Here is a 21,913-nt window from a genome sequence, read left to right on the forward strand (position 1 = left end):
ATATATTGATAGTCATAAGGAATAAATGATGTGATGGTCAGAATTCATTATTTTCTTATTGTAAAACAAGCGCTGAAAGATGTTCAACTAGCTTATCTCTGAGGATATCATGCCCCATCTTATTGAAATGTAATCCATCTGACTGAAAGAATTTTGAATCAGGGCGATGATCATCATCCAAATATTGGTCGTAAATATCTATGTAGTAAAGCTGGTCTCCTCGTTTTTTGATTTCTTTCTCAATAATCATATTGGTATATTTTACCTGATCATTCAAATACCAACGTTGTGGGCTAGGCTTAATCGATACATACGTGCAATCAATCGTTCCATAACGTTTTTGAATGACATCAAATAATTGAAAAAGAAAAAGATATATTTCTTCAGGATGGCGATTATTACTTAAATCATTATCACCAGCATAAATAATAACAGAATTAATTTCATTAAATTCAGCAAAGATTCTCTCAAAATACCAAGCACATGCAGCCAATGTTGACCCCCCGAAACCTAAATTAACAGGAGAAAAATCTTTGAAATCTTCATATAAACTTTCCCATAGCGTAATCGTTGAGCTTCCATAAAAAGCCGTTTTAGGTTGATATGGTAATTTCGAACGCTCCTGCTCTAATCTTTTTACTTCGTCTTCGTACCAAAACATAGCCTTAAAGTTTATATAAATGCAAAAAAAACAAAAATGATTTTTTTCGTGGTTAGTAAATAATTAATAAATCGTTACCTATTCTATCATCCTTTAAATTTAAATAAAATATTGAAAATCAACCGATTAAACTACATAAATTCATAAAAAAACCTCTGATTTTAATATTTCTATCGTCTAAGATTATCACAAATAACGGCGGTTGCTATTCCTGCATTCAAAGACTCCGCTCCCCCAAAGCGTGGAATGGTGATTTTATCAGTTACCAAGCGTTCTACTTCAGCCGAAATACCATTAGCTTCGTTGCCAATAATAATATAACCAGCCTCCGCAAATTGTATTGTATGAACGTTAGCCGAATTCAAAAAAGTACCATATACCTTCAGGGAGGTATTACTCAGATAACTTACCAAATCGGTATAATAAATACCTACTCTTGTAAATGAACCCATCGTTGAGGATATTACCTTAGGACCATAAAAATCAACCGTTTCTTTAGAGCAAACAATCTTTGTGATACCATACCAATCAGCCACACGGACAATCGTTCCGAGATTACCGGGGTCTCGGATATCATCCAAGATTAATACATATTCATTTGCTTGGGCAAATAATTCTTGATTCCCCTTCGTTTTGACAGTAGCCAAGGCGGCATTGTTGGAGCTGAACGAACCTACTCGCTCTAATTCGGCCTGACTAACAATTTCTGCCCGAAGTGGTTGTTTCTCTAAAAGGCTTTCGTTTTCTTTGTAGAAATCATCGGTAACAAAAAGTGATTCTACTTCAAAATCAGATTGAATAAGTTCGAGTACGCTTTTTGCTCCTTCTACAATAAAAGATTGATGCTCTTGTCTAAACTTTTTTTGTTGCAGAGAATTAATGTATTTAATTTGATTTTTTGATAGCATCAGTCTAAAAATTATTGATTATTTATAAAATCTATTTATCGTTATTATCCTTGAAAAAAACGCTTTTCCATATCTCATTATTTTCGTTAATCATCTATTTATCAGGATGTTCACCCAAAGGTACTTTTACCGAACCTTTGTTGTATTCACAGACTTTTAAAGGAAACAAAATTGTTACTACCGAAAAACTAGAAGCTTTACTCCCACAAAGACCTAACAAAAGAATCCTTAAAACTCCCCTTACCCTTGGTCTGTATTTTCATCAACTTTTTGCTCAAAATTACCCTAAACAGAAGATAAAATGGCAAAACGAACTGACAAAGTTAAACGAGGAATTCGACCGTGAGGCAAATAAGATAGATAATAATTCTGTAGAGTTTTTGCAATTATCAAAAAAGAAGGAAAGTAAAGCACAAAAACTAACTAAAAAAATCAACGAAGGAAACTGGGGTATGCGTACTTTTGGCGAGCCTCCTTCTTATTTTTATGAAGAAGACGCCAAAAAAAATGTAGAAAAAGTAAAAACTTATTACAAAAACCACGGTTTTTTCAACTATTCGGTGAGTTATAAGGCTGATAGTCTTTTTTTTAAGAAAAGAAGTATTGCGGTTACTTATCTGGTAAACGAAGGAAACTATTATCCTTTTTATAAAACAGATTCGTTGATTACACCCGACAAAGCGATTTATGCTATTTTGAAGGAAAATCAAAAACAAAGTCTGTTGAAAAATGGGAATCGCCTTGAAGTAGAAACCTATAACGCTGAAAAAGCCAGAATAGAGGAATTGTTAAAAAATAATGGATATTACCATTTCACAAAAGATAATATAAGCATTAGAATCAATGATTTGGATACGGCCATTACCAAAGGAATAGCGGCTATTACGTTTATTCCAAATCCTGACCGACCTCCTCAAAATCTGAATTATAATAAATCTTATCTCTTAAATAAAGTTACTTTTATTTCAGATGGTACGTCTCCGAATATTCCCAATTCAAAAGTCGATACCGTCGTTTTTAATAATATCAAGTATCTGTTTGTAAATAAAAGATTCTCTGAAAAACTTTTAGATACCAAAATAGACATTCGCCCGAATGAACACTACAGTCTTCAAAAGGTATTATTGACTCAGAAGAAATTATATGGACTCGACCAATTTCAGTTTACCAGAGTAAACTTTGATACAACAAAAGGCGTATTGGACGCCACCATTTATGCCAAACCATTGGATAAATACCAGTTTACGGCAGAAACGGGCGGAAGTATCTATAAGCTGGTGTTAGGCCCATTCTTTAATACATCATTCAAACTAAGGAATCTTAGAGGAAGTGCGAGTTCATTAGAAACCAACTTTCGTTTCGGATTTGAGGCGCAAGCTGGTTTTATTCGTCCTGATATTGTAAGTAGAAATCTGGAATTAGGGTTTAACTCATCCATTATTATTCCTAAAATTTTAGCCCCTAATTTTATAGCTCAACGTTTGAATGACTATACGCCACAAACTCGTTTAGGGGGTGGTGTAGAGTTTGTAGGAAGGCAAGAATACAACCGACTAAATTTCAAAATCAACGAAACGTATTTATGGCGACCTTCGCCTAATAAGTTTTGGCAGGTTTCGCTGATTGACTTAAACTTACTCTCTACTTCGTATCCGAATAATCAGCAGGCTCGGGATTTTAAAAACTTTTTGGATAGCCTTCAACGATATGCAGGAAACAATTTAGGACGAAGCTTTAACAAATCTTTTGTATCGAGTATCAGTGCTTCTTATACTTATACCGATAATCCTTATGGCCAAATTACCAAAGGTAATTACCTAAGACTATTGTTAGAGTCTGGTGGAACTACACTTAATTTTTTCCCAAAGGGCAAAATAGGTTTTGTTTCTGATATTTTTGGAGATAGTTTGCAGTTTTACAGGTTCTTGAAAATCAACGTCGATTATCGTAAATACTTCACCCTTAATCCTACAGGAAACGCTATTTTCGTTTATAAAATCAACACGGGGCTAGCCTATGCTTATGGTACTGAAAGGGGACTTCCTTATGAAAAAAACTTTTTTGTGGGTGGACCAAACAGCTTGCGTGCTTGGAAACCTAGAGGTTTAGGGCCAGGGTCGGCACAGGGGAATTTTGATCAGCCTGGCAGTATTTTGTTAGAAGCCAGTGCTGAATATCGCTTTAAAATTTTAAGATTTTATGGCGATTACAATATCAATGGAGCTTTTTTTGTGGATGCGGGTAACGTTTGGCGCTTTAAAGGGCAAAATACCGAAGGGGTTTCAGGAAGTGATTTTCAGTTTAATAGATTTTACAAAGAAATTGCAGTAGGTACAGGTTTTGGTATCCGTGTGGATTTATCATTTTTTGTATTACGCCTAGACTGGGCGGTAAGAATGCTGGATCCATCTTTACCAGAAAACAATCGTTGGGTTTTGTTTAAACCAAGCGAAAAATTGCCTTCAACGTATCGAAATCCGTTGGTTTTAAACTTTGGAATTGGTTATCCTTTTTAATTACAACAATTTACTGACATTCTGTCAGACATAACAATATTTCTTCGTAATTTTGCCCTTCATCACAGATTGTGATTCCATTAGTCCAAAAATAATATTCACGTTTGCTCAATCATTTTTAGCAAAGCTTGTGAACAAAAAGATATGAGAAATTTAGAAATACTTACTGAAGAAGATAAAGAAACCCTAGATCTTCCACGCACTACCATTGATGAAATAGGAAAACAAAACAAAAAAAAACTTTATATTGAAAGTTACGGTTGCCAAATGAATTTCTCAGATAGCGAAATTGTAACGTCAATTCTACAAGAAAATGGTTATGCAACTACCTCTCAGTTTGAAGAAGCGGATGTAATTCTGGTAAATACTTGTGCTATTCGTGAAAATGCTGAGCAAAAAGTAAGAAATCGTTTAAAGAATTTTACGCACATCAAAAGAAAACGCCCTAACCTAGTAGTAGGTGTATTGGGTTGTATGGCTGAACGCCTCAAAACGAAGTTTTTGGAAGAAGAAAAAATAGTTGATATCGTAGCTGGTCCAGATTCTTATCGTGATTTGCCCAATTTATTTGAAGAAGTGGAAGAAGGCAACAAAGCCATCAATGTTTTCTTATCAAAAGAAGAAACTTATGCTGATATATCGCCTGTTCGTTTGAACTCAAACGGAGTAACAGCCTTTGTCTCTATCATGCGTGGTTGCGATAATATGTGTTCTTTCTGTGTGGTACCCTTTACGCGTGGTCGCGAGCGTTCACGTGATGTGTATTCTATCTTGAAAGAATGTCAAGATTTGCTAGACAATGGTTATAAAGAAGTAACATTATTGGGACAAAATGTAGATTCATACAAATGGGCTTCGGCAGACGGCACTGAAACAGTAAACTTCGCTCAATTATTAGAAAGAGTCGCCTTAATCAATCCATTGCTAAGAGTTCGTTTCTCGACTTCACACCCAAAAGATATTACCGACGAAGTACTTTATACCATCAAAAAACACGAAAACGTTTGTAATTATATTCACTTGCCAGCACAAAGCGGCAGCAGTAGAATATTGAAATTGATGAATCGTACCTACGACCGTGCTTGGTATATCAATCGTGTAGACAAAATTCGTGAAATACTTGGAGAAGAATGTGGTATTTCACAAGATATCATCGCAGGATTCTGTTCGGAAACAGAGGAGGAACACCAAGAAACGCTTTCGTTGATAGAATACGTTCGTTATGACTACGGCTATATGTTTTCTTATTCAGAGCGTCCGGGTACGCCTGCTGCTAAAAAATTAGTAGATGATATTTCAGAAGATGTAAAACAAAGACGTCTGGCTGAAATCATCGCTCTTCAACGTCAGATTTCACTTGAACGCAACCAGATGTCGGTAGGTACTATTCAAAAAGTATTGATTGAAGGTGATTCGAAACGTTCAGAAGATTTCTTACAGGGACGCAACGACCAAAATAAAATGGTGATTTTACCAAAAGGCAATCACAAAAAAGGTGATTATGTCCATGTAAAAATCACTTCTTGTTCGTCGGCTACTTTGTTTGGAGATGTAGTGTAAAAAGTAAAAGCTATACAGAGAAACACCTAAAATCTATATCAATGAGTAAATTAAACAAAATAAGTCTTTCAATCTGTATTCTAGCAATAGTTGGAGCTGTAAGCTTTATTAGTTTATTAGGTAAAAGTGACAGAACTCTAATTAATATTCTTTCCATTACCGGAACACTAGCTTCTTTAGTAGGGTTAGCAATAACTTACATTCAAGTAAAAGAGATAAAAAGCATTTCAGAAGCTAACAAAGAGGTCATTACAGAAACTAAAGAATCTATCAACTTTGTTTTATTATTAGCTGATTCAGTTCATGTATCACACTTAATAGAGGAAATTCAAAGATATCTAAGGGAAGACAAGCTTGATTTAGCCCTTGTGAGAATGAAGGATTTGAAGAAATATTTAATCAGTTTTAAGCTTACTGAAAGGTTCAAAAAAAATATCTCTATGCCTAAAATCAATTCTAAGTTGATAAGCTTAACTACACACATCAATAATATTTCTGATGTTGTCAGTAAAACGGTGTCTGATATACAAATAGATACGCAAGCTATAAACCAAGATTTAGAATTACTATTGGAGTTGATTATTGAATTTGAACAAAAAACAAAACATGAGAAATTAAAACAATAAAGATTATGAACGCTACAATAGACTTATATAATATCATTGAATTAATTAACAAATTAATATCAAAAACAGATAGAAGTGAAGTAAAATGGGAAGCTACCAGCCGCACTAATCAATTTTTGTTAAAAATGAATAGCGGAGCATTTATAATTGAAAAAAACACTTACTTAACTTCTCGTGATAAGCCATTTTATTCATTTAAAATTCTCAATGAAATTGGAGATGAAATTGAACGTGTGGAACAAACGCTCCCTTCGTCATTCGGAAAAGATAAAGACTTATCGACACTAGAAAAATTGGACAAGTTACTCTATGAACTTTACTTTTTAGCAGAAACAAATGTTCAAAAGCCAATCAACGATTCTCTTAAAAAAATATTAAATGAATTAGACACTTTCTCTAATTCTAAGTAATGATACAATCCGAACTACAATCCATAAAAGCCCGATTTGGTATTATCGGCAATTCGCCTGCTTTAAATCATGCTATAGAGGTGGCGTCGCAGGTGGCACCAACCGATATGACAGTGCTGATTACAGGTGAGAGCGGTTCTGGGAAGGAATCATTTTCTAAGATAATTCATAATTTATCTGCCCGTAAACATGGACAATTTATCGCCTTAAACTGTGGGGCTATTCCAGAAGGCACCATCGATTCAGAGCTTTTTGGTCATGAAAAAGGAGCGTTTACTGGAGCTATAGATGCCCGAAAAGGATATTTTGAAGTAACTGATGGCGGTACTATTTTCTTGGATGAAATCGCTGAAATGCCCTTGGGGACACAAGCACGCTTGCTAAGGGTACTTGAAAACGGGGAGTTTATCAGAGTAGGTTCATCTAAAGTCCAGAAAACGAATGTACGTGTAGTAGCTGCTACCAACATTAATTTGATGACTGCCGTTGAGCGTGGAAAATTCAGAGAAGACTTGTACTATCGTTTGAATACTGTTCCGATTTTTGTACCACCCTTGCGTGATAGAGGAATGGATATTGAATTGTTGTTCAGAAAATTCAGTAGCGATTTTGCGGAAAAATATAGAATCAAACCGATTCAACTTACCTCTGATGCGCAACAAATTTTGTTAACTCAGCGTTTCCCGGGGAATATCAGACAACTTAAAAACCTTGCCGAACAAATATCAATTCTTGAAACAGATGATAGAACGGTGGATGGTGAAAAGTTATCGCATTATCTTCAGATGAACAACGGCAAGATGATGGGGAATAATGGTTTGGTTAGACGAGATTTTGAAGCCCAACAAAATGATAATTTCACAGAAAGAGAGTTGTTGTATAAGATTCTCTTTGATATGCGTAAGGATGTTACTGAATTAAAAAAGATGTTTTTAGAGGTGCTTCAAAATGGTGAAGTGAGTCCTGATATACTAAAACAAAATGAAAGCCTTTTTCAGAATATCGACAAAGAGCGTTCTTTCCCTTATCAGCCCGATTTTGCAACGCCTAGAACATTACCATCGGTCAATAATTTTTCGAACAATCAGCCCGATAACGAATTAACAATTATTAACTTAGGAAATAACAATCCTGAGAATAAAAATGCGTTCATAGACGTTACCCATGAAGCCGAGGAGGTATCTTTTTCCCTAGAAAAACAAGAAAAAGACATGATTATCAAGGCTTTACAGAAAAATAAAAACAAGCGTAAATATGCCGCACAAGATTTGGGAATTTCAGAAAGAACATTGTACCGAAAAATCAAACAATATGACATCGAAGAAGAGTAAACTATATTTTTCAAAGGCCTTCTCGAAAATCAGTATCGTAGCACTTTTATCATTAAACATTGTGTTACTGAGTGGTTGTTATTCTTTTAAAGGTAACAGTATTGACGCTACTTTAAAAACGATTCAAATTCAAAACTTTGCCTTTCAAACGGCTGGTGGTCCTGCCAATTTGAGTTTGACTTTCAACGAAAAAATCAAAGAGTATTTTCAACGAAATACTTCTTTGAAAATGACAAATGCTAATCCTGACTTGATGTTTGAAGGAGCTATCACAGGCTTTGAAGTAGAAGCACAAGCACCTACTGCCAATGATAAAGGAGGATTAAACAGATTGACTATTAGAATTCAAGTGAAGTTTACTAATGCAAAGGATGAAAACAAAAACTATGACCAAGAGTTTTCGTTTTATCAAGACTTTCCGCAAACGCAAACAATTACGGCTGTTCAGGGAACTTTAATCCCAAAGATTCTTGACCAGATTGTACTAGATATTTTTAATAAGACCGCAGGGGAATGGTAGGTTTAGGCTTTGGACTATAGGACTTTAAGATTGTTGGACTGTAGGACTTAAAGACGCTATACTCTAAGACGCTAGATACTTGACTTCAGACGCTAGATGTTAGACTTAAAGGCTTTAGGTATAAGATTTATCGACTGTAGGCTTTTTTTGACTCTTTGATTGTAGGGTCATAATAAGCCAGTCTTGATATAAACTTAAAGTCCTATAGTCAAAATTCCAATAATCCTAAAGTCCTAAAATATAGTGTCTTTAAGTCTAACAACATCTAGCGTCTAAAATCTTAAAGTCCTACAGTCCAAAGTCCTAAAGTCTAAAAACCCTAAAGTCTTAAAAAAGAAAAATGACCAAAGAAACCTTTACATATCTTGTTGCCAATCCGTCTGAGGTTTCAGCACTTGAAATTAATGGACTTGAAGAAACCATTAAGAATTATCCTTATTGCCAGCTTGCCTATACATTATTAGCCAAAGCTTATGACGACAATGATGTTGAGAAACAAGCGAAACTGAGAAAAGCTGCTGCTTATACTATTAGCAGAAATGCCCTACGTCGTATTATGAATGGTACTTTTGTGAACCATTCAAATGTACCTACTATTACTAAATTTGATTCAGATTATATCCGCAAACTGGAAAATATTATTGAAGCAAAAGAAGACGAGGAAAAACGCAAACAACAAGAGTATCAGCAAGAAGTGCTTTCAGACAAAGAATTTTTGAGCTATTCGACCGTTGCTGAAGACATATTGCTAAATGAAATTGCCCAGAAACAACAATTACAAAACAGCATTATTGATAGCTTCTTATTGAAAGACCCGGGGCTGATAAGATCAAGTAAAAGTCAATTAGAAGCAATGGGTAAACAAGAAGATTTATCATCGAATAGTGTAAAGCTAGATAAAGGCATAATTACAGAGAGCTATGCAAAAATTCTGACGATGCAAGGTAGAAAAGAAAAAGCAATAGGAGTTTATGAGAAATTAATTTTGAAATTCCCAGAAAAAAAGGCGTACTTTGCATCCAAAATTCAGGAGCTATCAGAATTTTAAATTTACAGGAATCATTTAAGCCTTGTAATCTCGTTTAAAAGCATAAAAACAATATTTAGAATTTCAAATTTTCAAATTAAATAAAAGATGTTCGGAGCAATTATCGTAGTTATTTGCATCATTGCAGTGTTATTAGTATTTGTAGTATTAGTTCAAAACCCTAAAGGTGGTGGTTTATCTGGAGAATTCGGAACTGCTGGTGCAAGCCAGATGTTTGGTGTTCAACGTACAGGAGACCTTTTGGAACAAATTACTTGGGGAGGTGCCATTTCTATTGCACTATTGGTTTTAGCTACAAAATTCATCACTCCTACAGAAAGTACTGAAGCTTATAAATCAGTAAACACTGAAGCGGCTTCTAAAAAAGCAGGTATTCCAGCAGCAGCACCTGCATTAGGAACAAACCCAACTGATACTTCAAAAAAATAATATTATAGTTACGAACTAAAAAGGGGAAATTCAGCTGAATTTCCCCTTTTTAGTTCGTAACCACTTCTACTACTTTCTTCTTAGCAATTGGCAAAAAGGTTTCTTCCAGCGGTAGTACATATTTTGATTCTACTAAATACGTAGCAGGATTAGGAAGGTGTTTGTACCGTTTCACTAAATCTAGCTTGATGTTCTCGAAAGTACTTAGCGTACTTTTTTTGATGGTCTCTACATAAAAAGTTTTTAGTCCTCTCAAACGCTCGTGTTTGTTTTCAAAAATGGTTAGGTTGTATTGATACACCCGTGTTTCATTGATACATGGCTCATGCAATAACAAATAGCCATCATTTTTGTAAAGTGGCAATATTCCAATCGGAGCAATCTGAATATCCTTCTGTACTTCCTCTACAATTTTTTCACCTTCGCTTAACGCATTTTTAAAGCGAGGTAAGGCATATTCCATGATAGATTGTATCTCGGACAGATACTCACTCTCTGGTTGGTGAGATGACTCATATTCCAAATTTAAATTTTCAGGATTAACGCCCTTGATTCTCTTTGGGAACTGAATGCTCATCTGAGTGATACCATCCTTGAAATACATAGAATAATCGTAATGATACTGTAAGTCTCGTAAGTCAGGGTATAACTTCTTACTTTTAAAATTACTTTTAACCTGTTGCAAATATGCCAGTAAAACATACTTTTTGTACTCAAAATCAATGAGTCCAGTGGTTAGCCAATCTTTCTCTAAGCTTTTCATAGGCGACATCATTTAGTGAAGGATTATTAATTAAGCAATATTCTAAAAAAGTAAATACAGACGGCACTTTATTAGAATGAAGCTGTTTAAACTTTCCGTTTCTGAGGTGAAAGTATTGTATTTTTGAATTGATTTTTTCAAAATTTGCAAAGCATAGCATCGCTACGTTGAGTAAATTTTGGAACAAGCTATTCTAAAAGACTTAGTTTAATCCGAAAGGGAAAGTTTAAACAGCTTCAATACTTAAAGTTAATAGTTTTCATGAAAATGCCAAGATTTCTGAAAAATATTTTAAAGTCTGTCAAATAGTAATGCGTCTATCCTAAAAATTCTTATTTAGTCTCAAAACCTGACAATTTTACCGTTTTTCAGACAATGGCACAAAATATGATTAAATTTGAGAAGTTGAAGCTCGAATTGGTTTGATTAAGAGTTCATTAACGTACTCAGAAAATCAAATCTAACTTCAACAATTACCTAAAAAATCAAATACAAAAAATAACTTATCAAAAAAACAATGTCAACAGTTAGTATCAAGCCTTTGGCTGACAGAGTTCTGGTAGAACCAGCAGCCGCAGAAGAAAAAACATCATTTGGAATTATCATTCCTGACACTGCTAAAGAAAAACCACAAAGAGGAATTGTTGTAGCAGTAGGTTCTGGTAAAAAAGATGAGCCATTGACAGTTGCAGTTGGCGACACTGTTTTGTACGGTAAATACTCAGGAACTGAAATTGCAGTAGAAGGTAAAGATTACCTTATCATGCGTGAAAGCGATATTTTCGCAATTTTGTAAGAAAGTGATTGATAAATAGTGATTAGTGATTAGACACTATCATCATTTATCCTCAATTTCAACTCAAAAATTTACTATTAAAATATTTTTTGAAAAAGACTATGATTAGTAATTGTGAATTTCCTCTTAGCTATTCACCAATCACTAATCACTAATAACTAAACAAAAATGGCAAAAGAATTATTTTTTGACACAGACGCTAGAGATAAATTGAAAAGAGGCGTCGATACTTTAGCTAACGCTGTTAAAGTAACTTTAGGACCAAAAGGTCGTAACGTAATCATTGACAAGAAATTTGGTTCACCTTCAATCACGAAAGATGGTGTTTCAGTAGCGAAAGAAATCGAATTAGAAGACGCCGTTGAAAATATGGGTGCTCAGTTAGTGAAAGAAGTAGCTTCTAAAACTGCTGATCAAGCTGGTGACGGTACTACTACTGCTACTGTATTGGCTCAAGCTATCTACACTATCGGTTCAAAAAACGTTGCTGCGGGTGCTAACCCAATGGATTTGAAACGTGGTGTTGACAAAGCTGTTACGGCTGTTGTTGCTTCGTTGAAATCTCAATCAAAAGCAATCGAAACTTCACAACAAATTGCTCAAGTTGCTACTATCTCTGCTAACTCGGATGCTACAATCGGTACAATGATTGCTGACGCGATGGACAAAGTTGGTCGTGAAGGTGTTATTACTGTTGAAGAAGCTCGTGGTACTGAAACTGAAGTTAAAACAGTAGAAGGTATGCAGTTCGACCGTGGATATTTATCTCCATATTTCGTAACTAATACTGAGAAAATGGAAGCTGAATTAGAGCGTCCGTTCATCTTGATTTCTGAGAAGAAAGTATCTTCAATGAAAGAATTATTACCAGTATTAGAAGGAGTTGCTCAAACTGGTCGCCCTTTGTTAATCATTGCTGAAGATGTAGACGGAGAAGCTTTAGCTACTTTAGTAGTTAACAAAATCCGTGGTGCGCTGAAAGTTGCTGCTGTTAAAGCGCCAGGTTTCGGTGACCGTCGTAAGGCTATGTTAGAAGATATCGCAGTATTAACAGGTGGTACTGTAATTTCTGAAGAACGTGGTTTCAAATTAGAAAATGCTACAATTGAATATTTAGGACAAGCTGAAAAAATCATCATCGACAAAGACAACACTACTGTTGTAAACGGAGTTGGTGCGAAAGATGGTATCGAAGCTCGTGTTAACCAAATCAAAGCGCAAATCGAAAATACTACTTCTGATTACGACCGTGAGAAATTGCAAGAACGTTTGGCTAAATTGTCAGGTGGTGTTGCTATTCTTTACATCGGTGCTGCTACTGAAGTAGAAATGAAAGAAAAGAAAGACCGTGTTGACGATGCTCTTCACGCTACTCGTGCCGCTGTTGAAGAAGGTATCGTAGCTGGTGGTGGTGTTGCTTTAATCCGCGCTATCAAAGCATTAGACGGTTTAACTGGTGACAACGAAGACCAAACAACTGGTATCAACATTATCCGTCAAGCAATTGAGTCTCCATTGAGAACTATCGTTGCTAACGCTGGTGGTGAAGGTTCAGTAGTTGTTAACGCTGTTAAAGCTGGCGAAGGTGACTTCGGTTATAACGCTCGTGAAGACAAATACGAAGACATGATTGCTGCGGGTATCATCGACCCTACTAAAGTAACTCGTTTAGCATTAGAAAACGCTGCTTCTATCGCAGGTTTATTATTGACTACTGAATGTGTTATTGCTGACAAACCAGCTGCTGAAGCTCCACACGCACACGGTGGTGGCGGCGGAATGGGTGGAATGATGTAAAATCAGTTTTGAGTTAAGAGTTTAGAGTGAGGAGTTGAATATTTTACGCTACATTCTAAACTTTTAACTCAACACTCAAAAATATTAGTTTGGAAATTTGAGTTTGAAGATGGAATTAAATATCAATAATATATTTTCATTCCGCATTCGAAACTCAACACCCCACACTTAAAAAAGCTCCTTCAAGACCAATGGTTTTGAGGGAGTTTTTGTTTATTGCAGGAATATTCAAAATCAAGCGGTTTATTTTATGGGAATCACCAAACATTGGGCAATATTTTTATCAAACAGTGCCAATAAACAAGTATTTATTCAACAGTTATTATCTCAAAAAGCAAAGGATATTTTTGCTGAATTGAATTCATTAGAAGGGATGCTGTTTTCAAGCCTTACAGTTAATGAATACATTGATGAAGAAAACAGGCATGGATTTACGGTGGTGACAAAACACTTGAACAGAAGTTTAAAGTCGATGTCTAGTGGTGAGCAGAAGAAAGCATTATTGAATTTTCTAGTCTCTCAAAAACCTGATTACCTTATTTTAGATAACCCTTTTGATAATTTAGACGTTGAAGCACAAGCATCTTTATTAGCAATGTTGTGTGAAATCAGTAGCCATACATCTTTGATACAATTGGTAAATCGTGAAAGAGATTTATTACCATTTATCAAAACTGTGGTAAGTATCGAGCAAAATAATCAATTGGTTTTGCACGAACACCTTCCAACATTTCTTGAATCATATAGAAATACACAGACTTATTCTTTTTCAGGAGAAATCCCTCCTCCTATCAAGCATTATGATTTAGCCAATCCTGAATTGATTAAGTTCAATAAAGTAGATGTAAGTTATGGCGAAAAACATATCCTAAAAGACATTACTTGGACAATCCATAAGAATGAATTTTGGCATTTAATTGGGCCCAATGGCTCTGGAAAAACCACCATGCTATCGATGATTACGGGTGATAATCCAAAAGGATACGGGCAAGACTTAACCCTTTTTGGTAGAAGAAAAGGCACAGGTGAAACAGTTTGGTCTATTAAAAATAATATTGGTTATGTTACTCCTGCCATGACGGATTTGTTTACTGCTAGTCATACGTTAGAACAAATGTTGATGTCTGGCTTTTATGATTCGATTGGTTTGTATAATAAACCTTCTGATTTGCAAATCAAGCTCGCTAAACAATGGCTTACATTGATTGAGATGGATAAGCTCAAGAAGAAACCTTTCTTTATGCTTTCAGCGGGTCAACAACGCATGGCTTTGGTGGCTAGAGCCATGGTAAAACATCCACCATTATTGATTTTGGATGAAGCCATCGCTGGTTTAGATGACCATAATGCTTCATTAGTTATTTCCTTAATCAACAAATTTGCCAACGAAAGTGAAACGACAATTCTATACGTTTCGCATCGCACCGAAGAAGGGCTTTTTCCAAGAAATATATTTCAGTTATTTCCTTCTGAGGAAGGGTCTAGTGGGGTGGTGATGAAGTGATTAAAGTATTTGATATATTTATTAAACGTAAAAAAGCCCATCGATAACCGACGGGCTTTAAGTCTTTCACTTAATTACGTTTCTTAATATTAACTTTAAGAAAGAGGCTTGATTAAGCATTACATTGTAAATATAATACTAACTTTATAAAAATGCAAGCCACCTTTGAAATATGAATATTAATAAACTTGAACAATATCTATCACCGACAAGATTCAATCGTTTTCTACAAGCGACCAATCATTCAGCCCTGAAAGCTGAAGAATTATATGGAGCCAATTTAAACGTTGCAAAATCTTTTTATCCAGTATTAAATCTCTTTGAAATAGTATTACGGAACAGCATTGATATAAGTATATCGACTCATTTTGGTGATTCTGATTGGATAATAAATCAAAAAAATGGTTTTATGAGCGATAAAAGTTTAATGGCATCTAATTTCTACCTAAAAAAATCAATAGAAAAAGCACAGAAAACAATTACAAATAAAAAAGTAACTGTAACATCAGGAAAAATAATAGCGGAACAATCTTTTGGTTTTTGGACAAGTCTTTTTGAAACACATCACTTCAAACTTATAGGTGGATGTGTAATTCAGATATTTAATAACAAACCTAAACATATAAATAGGAATATTATCACTAAAAAACTAACTAAAATTAGAGAATTTAGGAATAGAATTTATCACAACGAACCAATTTGCTTTAATGGTACAAATATTGACTTTACAGAAGCCAATCAGGTAAAAAATGAGATTTATAATTTACTAAAATGGATTGATACAGATTTAGCAACTTATGTTCAAAATTTCGATTCAATTGATGATGAAATTTTACTTGCTATGAATATATAAGATAAGCATAATCTATATAAAAAACTCATTAAACCCATTCTAGCAATAATTATATTGATCCTAATACTTTTAAAAATACACTAAATAAAGGAGATAAAACCATTGTTAATCATATTGTAAAGAAACTGAAATAGGTATAATAAAAAAGGAAGCCCGAAAGCCTCCTTTTTATTATACCTATTTCAAATTCTTATTTCACCTCATTCTTAGCATCAATCCAAAGCCTTGCATTTACAAATGCCTCTAACCAAGGGCTTACTTCGTCATTTTTACGATTAGCTGGATAGTTTGCCCAGTTCCAAGGAAAAGTTGAGCGTTCAATGTGTGGCATGGTTACTAAGTGACGACCTGTGGCATCACACATCATGGCTGTATTGAAATCTGAACCGTTTGGATTGGCTGGATAGGCTTCATAACCATATTTACCTACTATGTTATAACGCTCTTCTCCGTAAGGTAACACATATTTCCCTTCTCCATGCGATACCCAAACGCCTAAAGTAGTTCCTTCTAAAGTAGAAAGCATTACAGAATTGTTTTGCTGGATAGTCACCGACGTAAAAATACTTTCGTGTTTATGCGATTCGTTGTGGTGCATTTTGCCGTGTACTTCATGGTCTGGATTAATCAATTCCAATTCCATAAATAACTGGCAACCATTACAAATCCCTACTGAAAGTGTATCTTCTCGCGCAAAGAATTTCTTAAGAGCCGTATTGGCTTTTTCGTTATATAAGAAAGCACCAGCCCAACCTTTTGCAGAACCTAATACATCTGAGTTAGAAAACCCTCCTACTGCACCAATAAACTGAATGTCTTCTAATGTCTCACGACCAGCAATTAAGTCGGTCATGTGTACATCTTTTACGTCAAAACCAGCTAAGTACATGGCATTGGCCATTTCACGCTCAGAGTTTGAACCTTTCTCACGAATGATTGCCGCTTTTGGGCGAGTAGCAAGCGTACGATTATCAGTTAACTTTCCAGTAAATTGTGTTGGTAGCGTATACGTTAGTGGTTGGTTTTTGTAATTTGTATAACGTGCTAAAGCAGTACCATTTTTTGATTGTTTTGAGTCTAATAAGAACGAGGTTTTGTACCAAACATCTCTTAATTCAGACACAGCGAAATCGAATGATACTTCATTGTTTTTCACTGCCAAAGTATTGCCTTCTACTACTTCACCAATTTTAATGATATTGATATTGTTTTCAGCAAAAACAGCTTCCACAGAAGCATCTGCTTGGAATACCAAAGCAATATTTTCGTTGAACAAAGTTTTTACCGTATCAGCTTCTCCTAAACCAGAAAGGTCGATATTTGCCCCAAGGTTTACATCTGCAAAACACATTTCTAATAAAGTAGTAATCAACCCTCCGCTACCAATATCATGACCTGCTTCTATTTTACCCGCTTTAATCAAGTCTTGGAAAGTATTAAAGGCTGTTTTGAAATAAGCCGAATCTTGAATGGTTGGTACATCAGTACCAATTTTATTCAAAATTTGTCCAAAAGAGCTACCTCCTAATTTAAAGCTATCTTTCGATAAGTTCAAATAGTAAATCGCACCACCATTTCTTTGTAATACTGGCTCAACTATTTTGGTAATATCTGAACAATTTGCTCCTGCTGAGATAATCACCGTACCCGGTGCAATTACTTCATCATTAGGATATTTTTGTTTCATCGAAAGTGAATCTTTCCCAGTTGGAATATTGATTCCTAATTCGATAGCAAAATCAGAACAACCTTTTACGGCTTCATACAAACGTGCATCTTCCCCTGCGTTTTTACAAGCCCACATCCAGTTAGCCGAAAGCGAAACTGATTTTAAACCGTCTTTCAACGGAGCAAAGACAATGTTTGATAATGCCTCAGCGATGGCATTACGAGAACCAGCCACAGGGTCAATCAAAGCCGTTACTGGCGAATGACCAATAGTGGTTGCAATACCTTCTTTTCCTTTGAAATCTAAGGCCATTACTCCAACATTGTTCAAAGGCAATTGTAAAGGCCCTGTACATTGTTGTTTTGCCACACGTCCGCCTACACAACGGTCAACTTTGTTGGTCAACCAATCTTTACAAGCGACAGCTTCTAATTGCAACACTTGCTCAAGATAAGCAGGAATTTCTGCTTCTGAATAAGCTAAATCTGCGTAATTACGTATTACGTTTTTATCTGCCATCACCACTTTTGGCGAGCTACCAAACATATCATCAATCGCAAAATCCATTGGTTTAGCACCAGTCGATTTCGATTCAAAAGTAAAGCGATGATTGCCCGTAATATCTCCAACAGTGTACATTGGCGAACGCTCACGGTCGGCTACTCTTTGAAGAATTTCTAAATCTTTCTCTCCAATCACCAAGCCCATACGTTCTTGCGATTCGTTTCCGATAATTTCTTTTGCCGAAAGTGTAGGGTCGCCTACTGGTAATTTATCTAAGTCAATCAATCCTCCTGTTTCTTCTACTAATTCCGACAAACAGTTTAGGTGTCCACCTGCACCGTGGTCGTGAATAGAAACGATTGGATTATGTTCTGATTCTACTAAACCTCTAATAGCATTGGCAGCACGTTTCTGCATTTCTGGGTTTGAACGTTGGATAGCATTCAATTCGATACCTGAGCCAAATGCACCTGTATCTGCTGAAGATACTGCTGCACCACCCATACCAATGCGGTAGTTTTCACCACCCAATACCACTACTTTATCTCCTATTGTTGGCTTTTGTTTTTTCGCTTGGCTTTCTTTACCATAACCAATACCACCAGCCAACATGATTACTTTATCAAAGCCTAATTTGCGGGCTTCTTCTTCATGCTCAAAAGTAAGCACAGAACCTGTAATCAATGGTTGTCCGAATTTATTTCCAAAATCAGACGCACCATTTGAAGCTTTAATCAGAATATCCATTGGTGTTTGGTACAACCATTCACGTTCGTTCATCGCATTTTCCCAAGGACGATTTTCGTCTAAACGAGAATACGAAGTCATATAAACCGCTGTACCAGCCAAAGGCAACGAACCTTGTCCACCTGCCAAACGGTCACGAATCTCACCACCTGAGCCTGTTGCTGCCCCATTGAAAGGCTCTACAGTAGTTGGGAAGTTATGTGTTTCTGCTTTTACAGAAATAACAGAATCAAATTCTTTTTCTTCGTAAAAATCAGGCTTATCCGCTGATTTTGGCGCGAACTGTGTAACACGCGGTCCTTTAATAAAGGCTACGTTATCTTTATAGGCCGAAACGATGTCGTTCGGATTAGTCTCAGATGTTTTCTTAATTAATTTGAATAACGAAGTTGGTTTTTCTTCTCCATCAATCACAAAAGTACCGTTGAATATTTTATGGCGACAGTGTTCAGAGTTTACTTGTGAGAATCCAAATACTTCCGAGTCTGTTAATTTACGACCTAAACGTTCTGCTAAACCATTCAGATACCCTACTTCTTCTTCGCTTAAAGCTAGTCCTTCTTGTTTGTTATAGACAGCAATATCATCAATTTCTATAATCGGCTCAGGCTGCACATTAATCGTATATATCGACTGATGCAATTGCGTATATTTTTGCGACAACATCGGGTCGAATTCCGTAAAATCTTCGTCAACTGCTTTAAACTCTTCAATACGGATAATCCCTTCGATACCCATATTCTGAGTAATTTCAACAGCATTGGTACTCCACGGCGTAATCATTGCTGCACGTGGACCTACAAAAACGGCTTCCAAAGTAGCATTTTCTTGGTTTACTACAGTAAAAGCATGGTCTTTTTTACTATTGAAAAGCCAAAAGAGTTTTTGAATATCCTCATCTGAAATAATGGCATACGTTTGCACGGCATAAACTGTGCTGGAGTGACTCCCGAAGAAATGAATCATGGTGATAGCAGATTGATAGTTGTTTGTCAGCTATTTTCACAAAAAGTGATAACAAAATAGCTGAATTACTAAAGAAAGTGCAAATTTAGGGGTTTTGAGAAAGAATACCTACTAAAATTTAGTTGATTCAAGGATGGCTATTAATACAACTGATAATCGTTGTGGATGATTAATTCAATGTGAAGTATTTTTATATGACGAGCGTGACGCTCTTTTGTCTTTGGAGTCGTAGGTGAACCTACGACTAGAGGAAAGCCTTTTTCGTTACTTTCTTAATTCATACCAATTATCAATAATTTTTTTCCAATTACCCTTTATCTTCTCTGGATTTGTAATACGTGCTAACTGCGGAGGATTTTCTTCAAACATTACATTTATAAAAACATCTAAATTTTTATCTACTTCTAAATAATTAATATTGTACTTTAAAAAACTCAGTGTAAGCATTTCTTTTTGCGTTGTATTTATGTTACAAGTATCTATTTGTAGGTGCTTACTTGTTTTTAAAATTGTATTCGTTTGGCTATTTACAGTTATTACAAGGGGGTGTTTACACTCGTCAGAATAAACGAAGACGATAGGGTTCCCTTTATCAAAGCCTCTCACAAAAAATGAATTTCCACTAAATTTTGTAAAATCGTCATTTTTGAACTTTTTAAGAAAATTATCATTTGGATTTTTTTCATCATTAGAGCAACTAGCCATTATAAATATTAACAGTATTTTCTTAAATATCATCATAACTTAAACTTTGTTAATTACGGTCAGCTTGATGTAGTATTACGCTTAATATCGTCAACTTAAGTTAAGACAACCGCCGCTGGTCGTAGGTTCACCTACGACCAGTAGTAGAAGAAACTATTGAAACGTCAGCTTAAAGAACTTAGTGGGGTAACTATAATCCTCTTCATCTGTCCATATATGTACCTTCATAATAACACTTGAATTATCAATCCACTTAAGTGCTATTGGTCCCCAGCTTCCTCCTTCAATAGTAAATTTTTTTATAAACTTTTCATTCTTTATTTCAAACATTTGTAAACCATTACTTGAATATCCTGCTTCCATATCTTCACTGATAGCAATAAATTTTTGATTTTGAGGGTCTGCATAAATTTCGCCTATTGTATATTTTTCTTCCCCAGTATTTCTATTTATAATCATATAGCAGTTGCCTTCATAAAATTGACCTCTAACCAAATAGGTGTTTATATTAGGAAAAAAATGCTCATAAGTATACAGAATATCATCGTAATTATCCTTTGAAATATCTTTTAATTCTTTTGTTTTCCCATTTGCTAGCGATAGCGTCAGAGTTTTTCCATTTCGCTTAAAATACATTGACTGCGTTTTTTCAAGATACTGTTCTACCCCTTTAAATGCCTTATAGGAATTATCATAATTATTCAAAATATTCTCTCGGACAGCTGCATCACTATACAAATTAGGAATCTCTAAGCTATCAACAGTTTCTACATTAACGCTATAAGTTGAAAAATGAAAAGTTGTATCTTTCAGATCAATAATAGTATCTACCTTTTCTTGGGGAAGCTCAATTTCGTTGCTAATAGAAGCCAGCGTATCGGTCTTAACTTTACTATTACTATTGTCTTTGGTAGTAGAGGTGCAAGCCACCACTAAAAGAAGAAAAACTATAATTGGGAGTACATGTTTCATGAAACTATTTTAATATTTTGGGGGGATTTTATTTATTCTCAATGGTGCTGTTCAATTATTTGACGTATTGTTTTGTACTCTGAACTAATCAACTATTTCCTCCAAGTCTTTATAAACTAAATATGCACCAGACGGACTTGGAATAATAGCTAATTCAAGTCCTTTTAATTCTGCTCCATCATACCCTAGTCCATTCGTACTTTTTATTTCTTCAAGCTTATTCCAGCTATTTACTAATACAAGTCCTGTTGCTTCAAAAGCCTCACCTTTTATTTGAATATCAAGATATTCTTTACCATCTTTTTCGATGAATTTATTAAAAGTATAATGAAGTTCTTCAGGATTTGATTTAACTATTGATGCTAGTTCATTTTTGTATTCCATGGTAGTAGGAGCAAACTTGTCAAAAACAGCATTAGATGTATTCTTACTATTGTTGCAAGCAGTCAGCAACGTTAGACAGCCGAGAAGAGTGGTGGTGATTGTCGAAATTTTCATTTTTTATGAGGTTTAACTATTTGATAACTTATATAGCGGATTGCAAATCAGGAAGTGCGTTTTTTGGTGTTAAATCTATTGGTGCAAAACCATGTATTAGCTTTACACAAACATAATGTAATACTGGTAA

19 protein-coding genes are annotated in these 21,913 nt (G+C 35.2%); 12 read left to right on the plus strand and 7 right to left on the minus strand.

The features are described 5' to 3' along the window. Positions 1-55: 55 nt before the first annotated feature. Both VB264_RS14320 and VB264_RS14325 read right to left on the minus strand, forming a co-directional pair. Positions 56-661: a GDSL-type esterase/lipase family protein gene (locus tag VB264_RS14320; protein WP_323250447.1), complete on the minus strand. Its 606-nt coding sequence runs from the start codon at positions 659-661 to the stop codon at positions 56-58. A 170-nt stretch (positions 662-831) separates the two neighbouring features. Beyond that, positions 832-1,569 carry a TrmH family RNA methyltransferase gene (locus tag VB264_RS14325; protein ID WP_323250450.1) on the minus strand — a complete coding sequence of 246 codons (738 nt, stop codon included), beginning with the start codon at positions 1,567-1,569 and terminating at the stop codon, positions 832-834. A gap of 50 nt (positions 1,570-1,619) precedes the next feature. Here VB264_RS14325 and tamL point away from each other — a divergent pair, with 50 nt between their 5' ends. The 8 genes from tamL (at position 1,620) to secG (ending at position 10,009) form a co-directional block, all read left to right on the plus strand. Next, positions 1,620-4,085, plus strand: a complete 2,466-nt coding sequence (gene tamL, locus VB264_RS14330; RefSeq protein WP_323250452.1) for a translocation and assembly module lipoprotein TamL — start codon at positions 1,620-1,622, stop codon at positions 4,083-4,085. Positions 4,086-4,229: 144 nt separating this feature from the next. Further along, a complete protein-coding gene (miaB, locus tag VB264_RS14335; RefSeq protein ID WP_323250454.1) occupies positions 4,230-5,645 on the plus strand; it encodes a tRNA (N6-isopentenyl adenosine(37)-C2)-methylthiotransferase MiaB in 1,416 nt (471 codons plus the stop codon). A 41-nt stretch (positions 5,646-5,686) separates the two neighbouring features. Next, the gene (locus tag VB264_RS14340) at positions 5,687-6,271 is read left to right on the plus strand and encodes a hypothetical protein (RefSeq protein WP_323250456.1); all 585 of its coding nucleotides are present in this window, start codon (positions 5,687-5,689) and stop codon (positions 6,269-6,271) included. Between the two features lie 5 nt (positions 6,272-6,276). Then, the gene (locus VB264_RS14345; protein WP_323250458.1) at positions 6,277-6,681 is read left to right on the plus strand and encodes a hypothetical protein; all 405 of its coding nucleotides are present in this window, start codon (positions 6,277-6,279) and stop codon (positions 6,679-6,681) included. Then, the gene (locus VB264_RS14350; RefSeq protein ID WP_323250460.1) at positions 6,681-8,012 is read left to right on the plus strand and encodes a sigma-54 interaction domain-containing protein; all 1,332 of its coding nucleotides are present in this window, start codon (positions 6,681-6,683) and stop codon (positions 8,010-8,012) included. The genes VB264_RS14345 and VB264_RS14350 overlap by 1 nt, the downstream gene beginning before the upstream one ends. Continuing rightward, positions 7,993-8,532, plus strand: a complete 540-nt coding sequence (gene lptE, locus VB264_RS14355) for an LptE family protein (RefSeq protein WP_323250461.1) — start codon at positions 7,993-7,995, stop codon at positions 8,530-8,532. The genes VB264_RS14350 and lptE overlap by 20 nt, the downstream gene beginning before the upstream one ends. Positions 8,533-8,872: 340 nt before the next feature. Continuing rightward, on the plus strand, positions 8,873-9,580 hold the full coding sequence (locus tag VB264_RS14360) for a hypothetical protein (RefSeq protein ID WP_309918871.1): 708 nt from the start codon (positions 8,873-8,875) through the stop codon (positions 9,578-9,580). A gap of 87 nt (positions 9,581-9,667) precedes the next feature. Further along, a complete protein-coding gene (gene secG, locus VB264_RS14365) occupies positions 9,668-10,009 on the plus strand; it encodes a preprotein translocase subunit SecG (protein ID WP_323250464.1) in 342 nt (113 codons plus the stop codon). Positions 10,010-10,058: 49 nt separating this feature from the next. On the opposite strand, the gene VB264_RS14370 is transcribed toward secG, so the two are convergent. After that, positions 10,059-10,772, minus strand: a complete 714-nt coding sequence (locus VB264_RS14370; RefSeq protein ID WP_309918865.1) for a hypothetical protein — start codon at positions 10,770-10,772, stop codon at positions 10,059-10,061. A gap of 517 nt (positions 10,773-11,289) precedes the next feature. Between VB264_RS14370 and VB264_RS14375 the strand changes: the two genes are divergently transcribed. The 4 genes from VB264_RS14375 (at position 11,290) to VB264_RS14390 (ending at position 15,722) form a co-directional block, all read left to right on the plus strand. Next, a complete protein-coding gene (locus VB264_RS14375; protein WP_184135555.1) occupies positions 11,290-11,568 on the plus strand; it encodes a co-chaperone GroES in 279 nt (92 codons plus the stop codon). A gap of 168 nt (positions 11,569-11,736) precedes the next feature. Further along, on the plus strand, positions 11,737-13,365 hold the full coding sequence (gene groL / locus VB264_RS14380) for a chaperonin GroEL (RefSeq protein WP_323250467.1): 1,629 nt from the start codon (positions 11,737-11,739) through the stop codon (positions 13,363-13,365). 250 nt (positions 13,366-13,615) lie between these two features. Then, a complete protein-coding gene (locus VB264_RS14385) occupies positions 13,616-14,869 on the plus strand; it encodes an ATP-binding cassette domain-containing protein (RefSeq protein WP_323250469.1) in 1,254 nt (417 codons plus the stop codon). A gap of 172 nt (positions 14,870-15,041) precedes the next feature. Beyond that, positions 15,042-15,722 carry a hypothetical protein gene (locus VB264_RS14390; RefSeq protein ID WP_323250471.1) on the plus strand — a complete coding sequence of 227 codons (681 nt, stop codon included), beginning with the start codon at positions 15,042-15,044 and terminating at the stop codon, positions 15,720-15,722. A 190-nt stretch (positions 15,723-15,912) separates the two neighbouring features. Here the strand turns inward: VB264_RS14390 and purL are convergent, their stop codons facing one another. From purL to VB264_RS14410, 4 genes are all read right to left on the minus strand, one after another. After that, the gene (gene purL / locus VB264_RS14395) at positions 15,913-19,608 is read right to left on the minus strand and encodes a phosphoribosylformylglycinamidine synthase (RefSeq protein ID WP_323250473.1); all 3,696 of its coding nucleotides are present in this window, start codon (positions 19,606-19,608) and stop codon (positions 15,913-15,915) included. A 264-nt stretch (positions 19,609-19,872) separates the two neighbouring features. Further along, positions 19,873-20,313: a hypothetical protein gene (locus VB264_RS14400; RefSeq protein ID WP_323250475.1), complete on the minus strand. Its 441-nt coding sequence runs from the start codon at positions 20,311-20,313 to the stop codon at positions 19,873-19,875. A 153-nt stretch (positions 20,314-20,466) separates the two neighbouring features. After that, on the minus strand, positions 20,467-21,285 hold the full coding sequence (locus VB264_RS14405) for a hypothetical protein (RefSeq protein ID WP_323250477.1): 819 nt from the start codon (positions 21,283-21,285) through the stop codon (positions 20,467-20,469). A gap of 84 nt (positions 21,286-21,369) precedes the next feature. Next, on the minus strand, positions 21,370-21,783 hold the full coding sequence (locus VB264_RS14410; RefSeq protein WP_323250478.1) for a hypothetical protein: 414 nt from the start codon (positions 21,781-21,783) through the stop codon (positions 21,370-21,372). Positions 21,784-21,913 lie beyond the last annotated feature (130 nt).

It is taken from the genome of Arcicella aquatica (assembly GCF_034928825.1).
Taxonomy (GTDB): Bacteria; Bacteroidota; Bacteroidia; order Cytophagales; family Spirosomataceae; genus Arcicella; species Arcicella aquatica.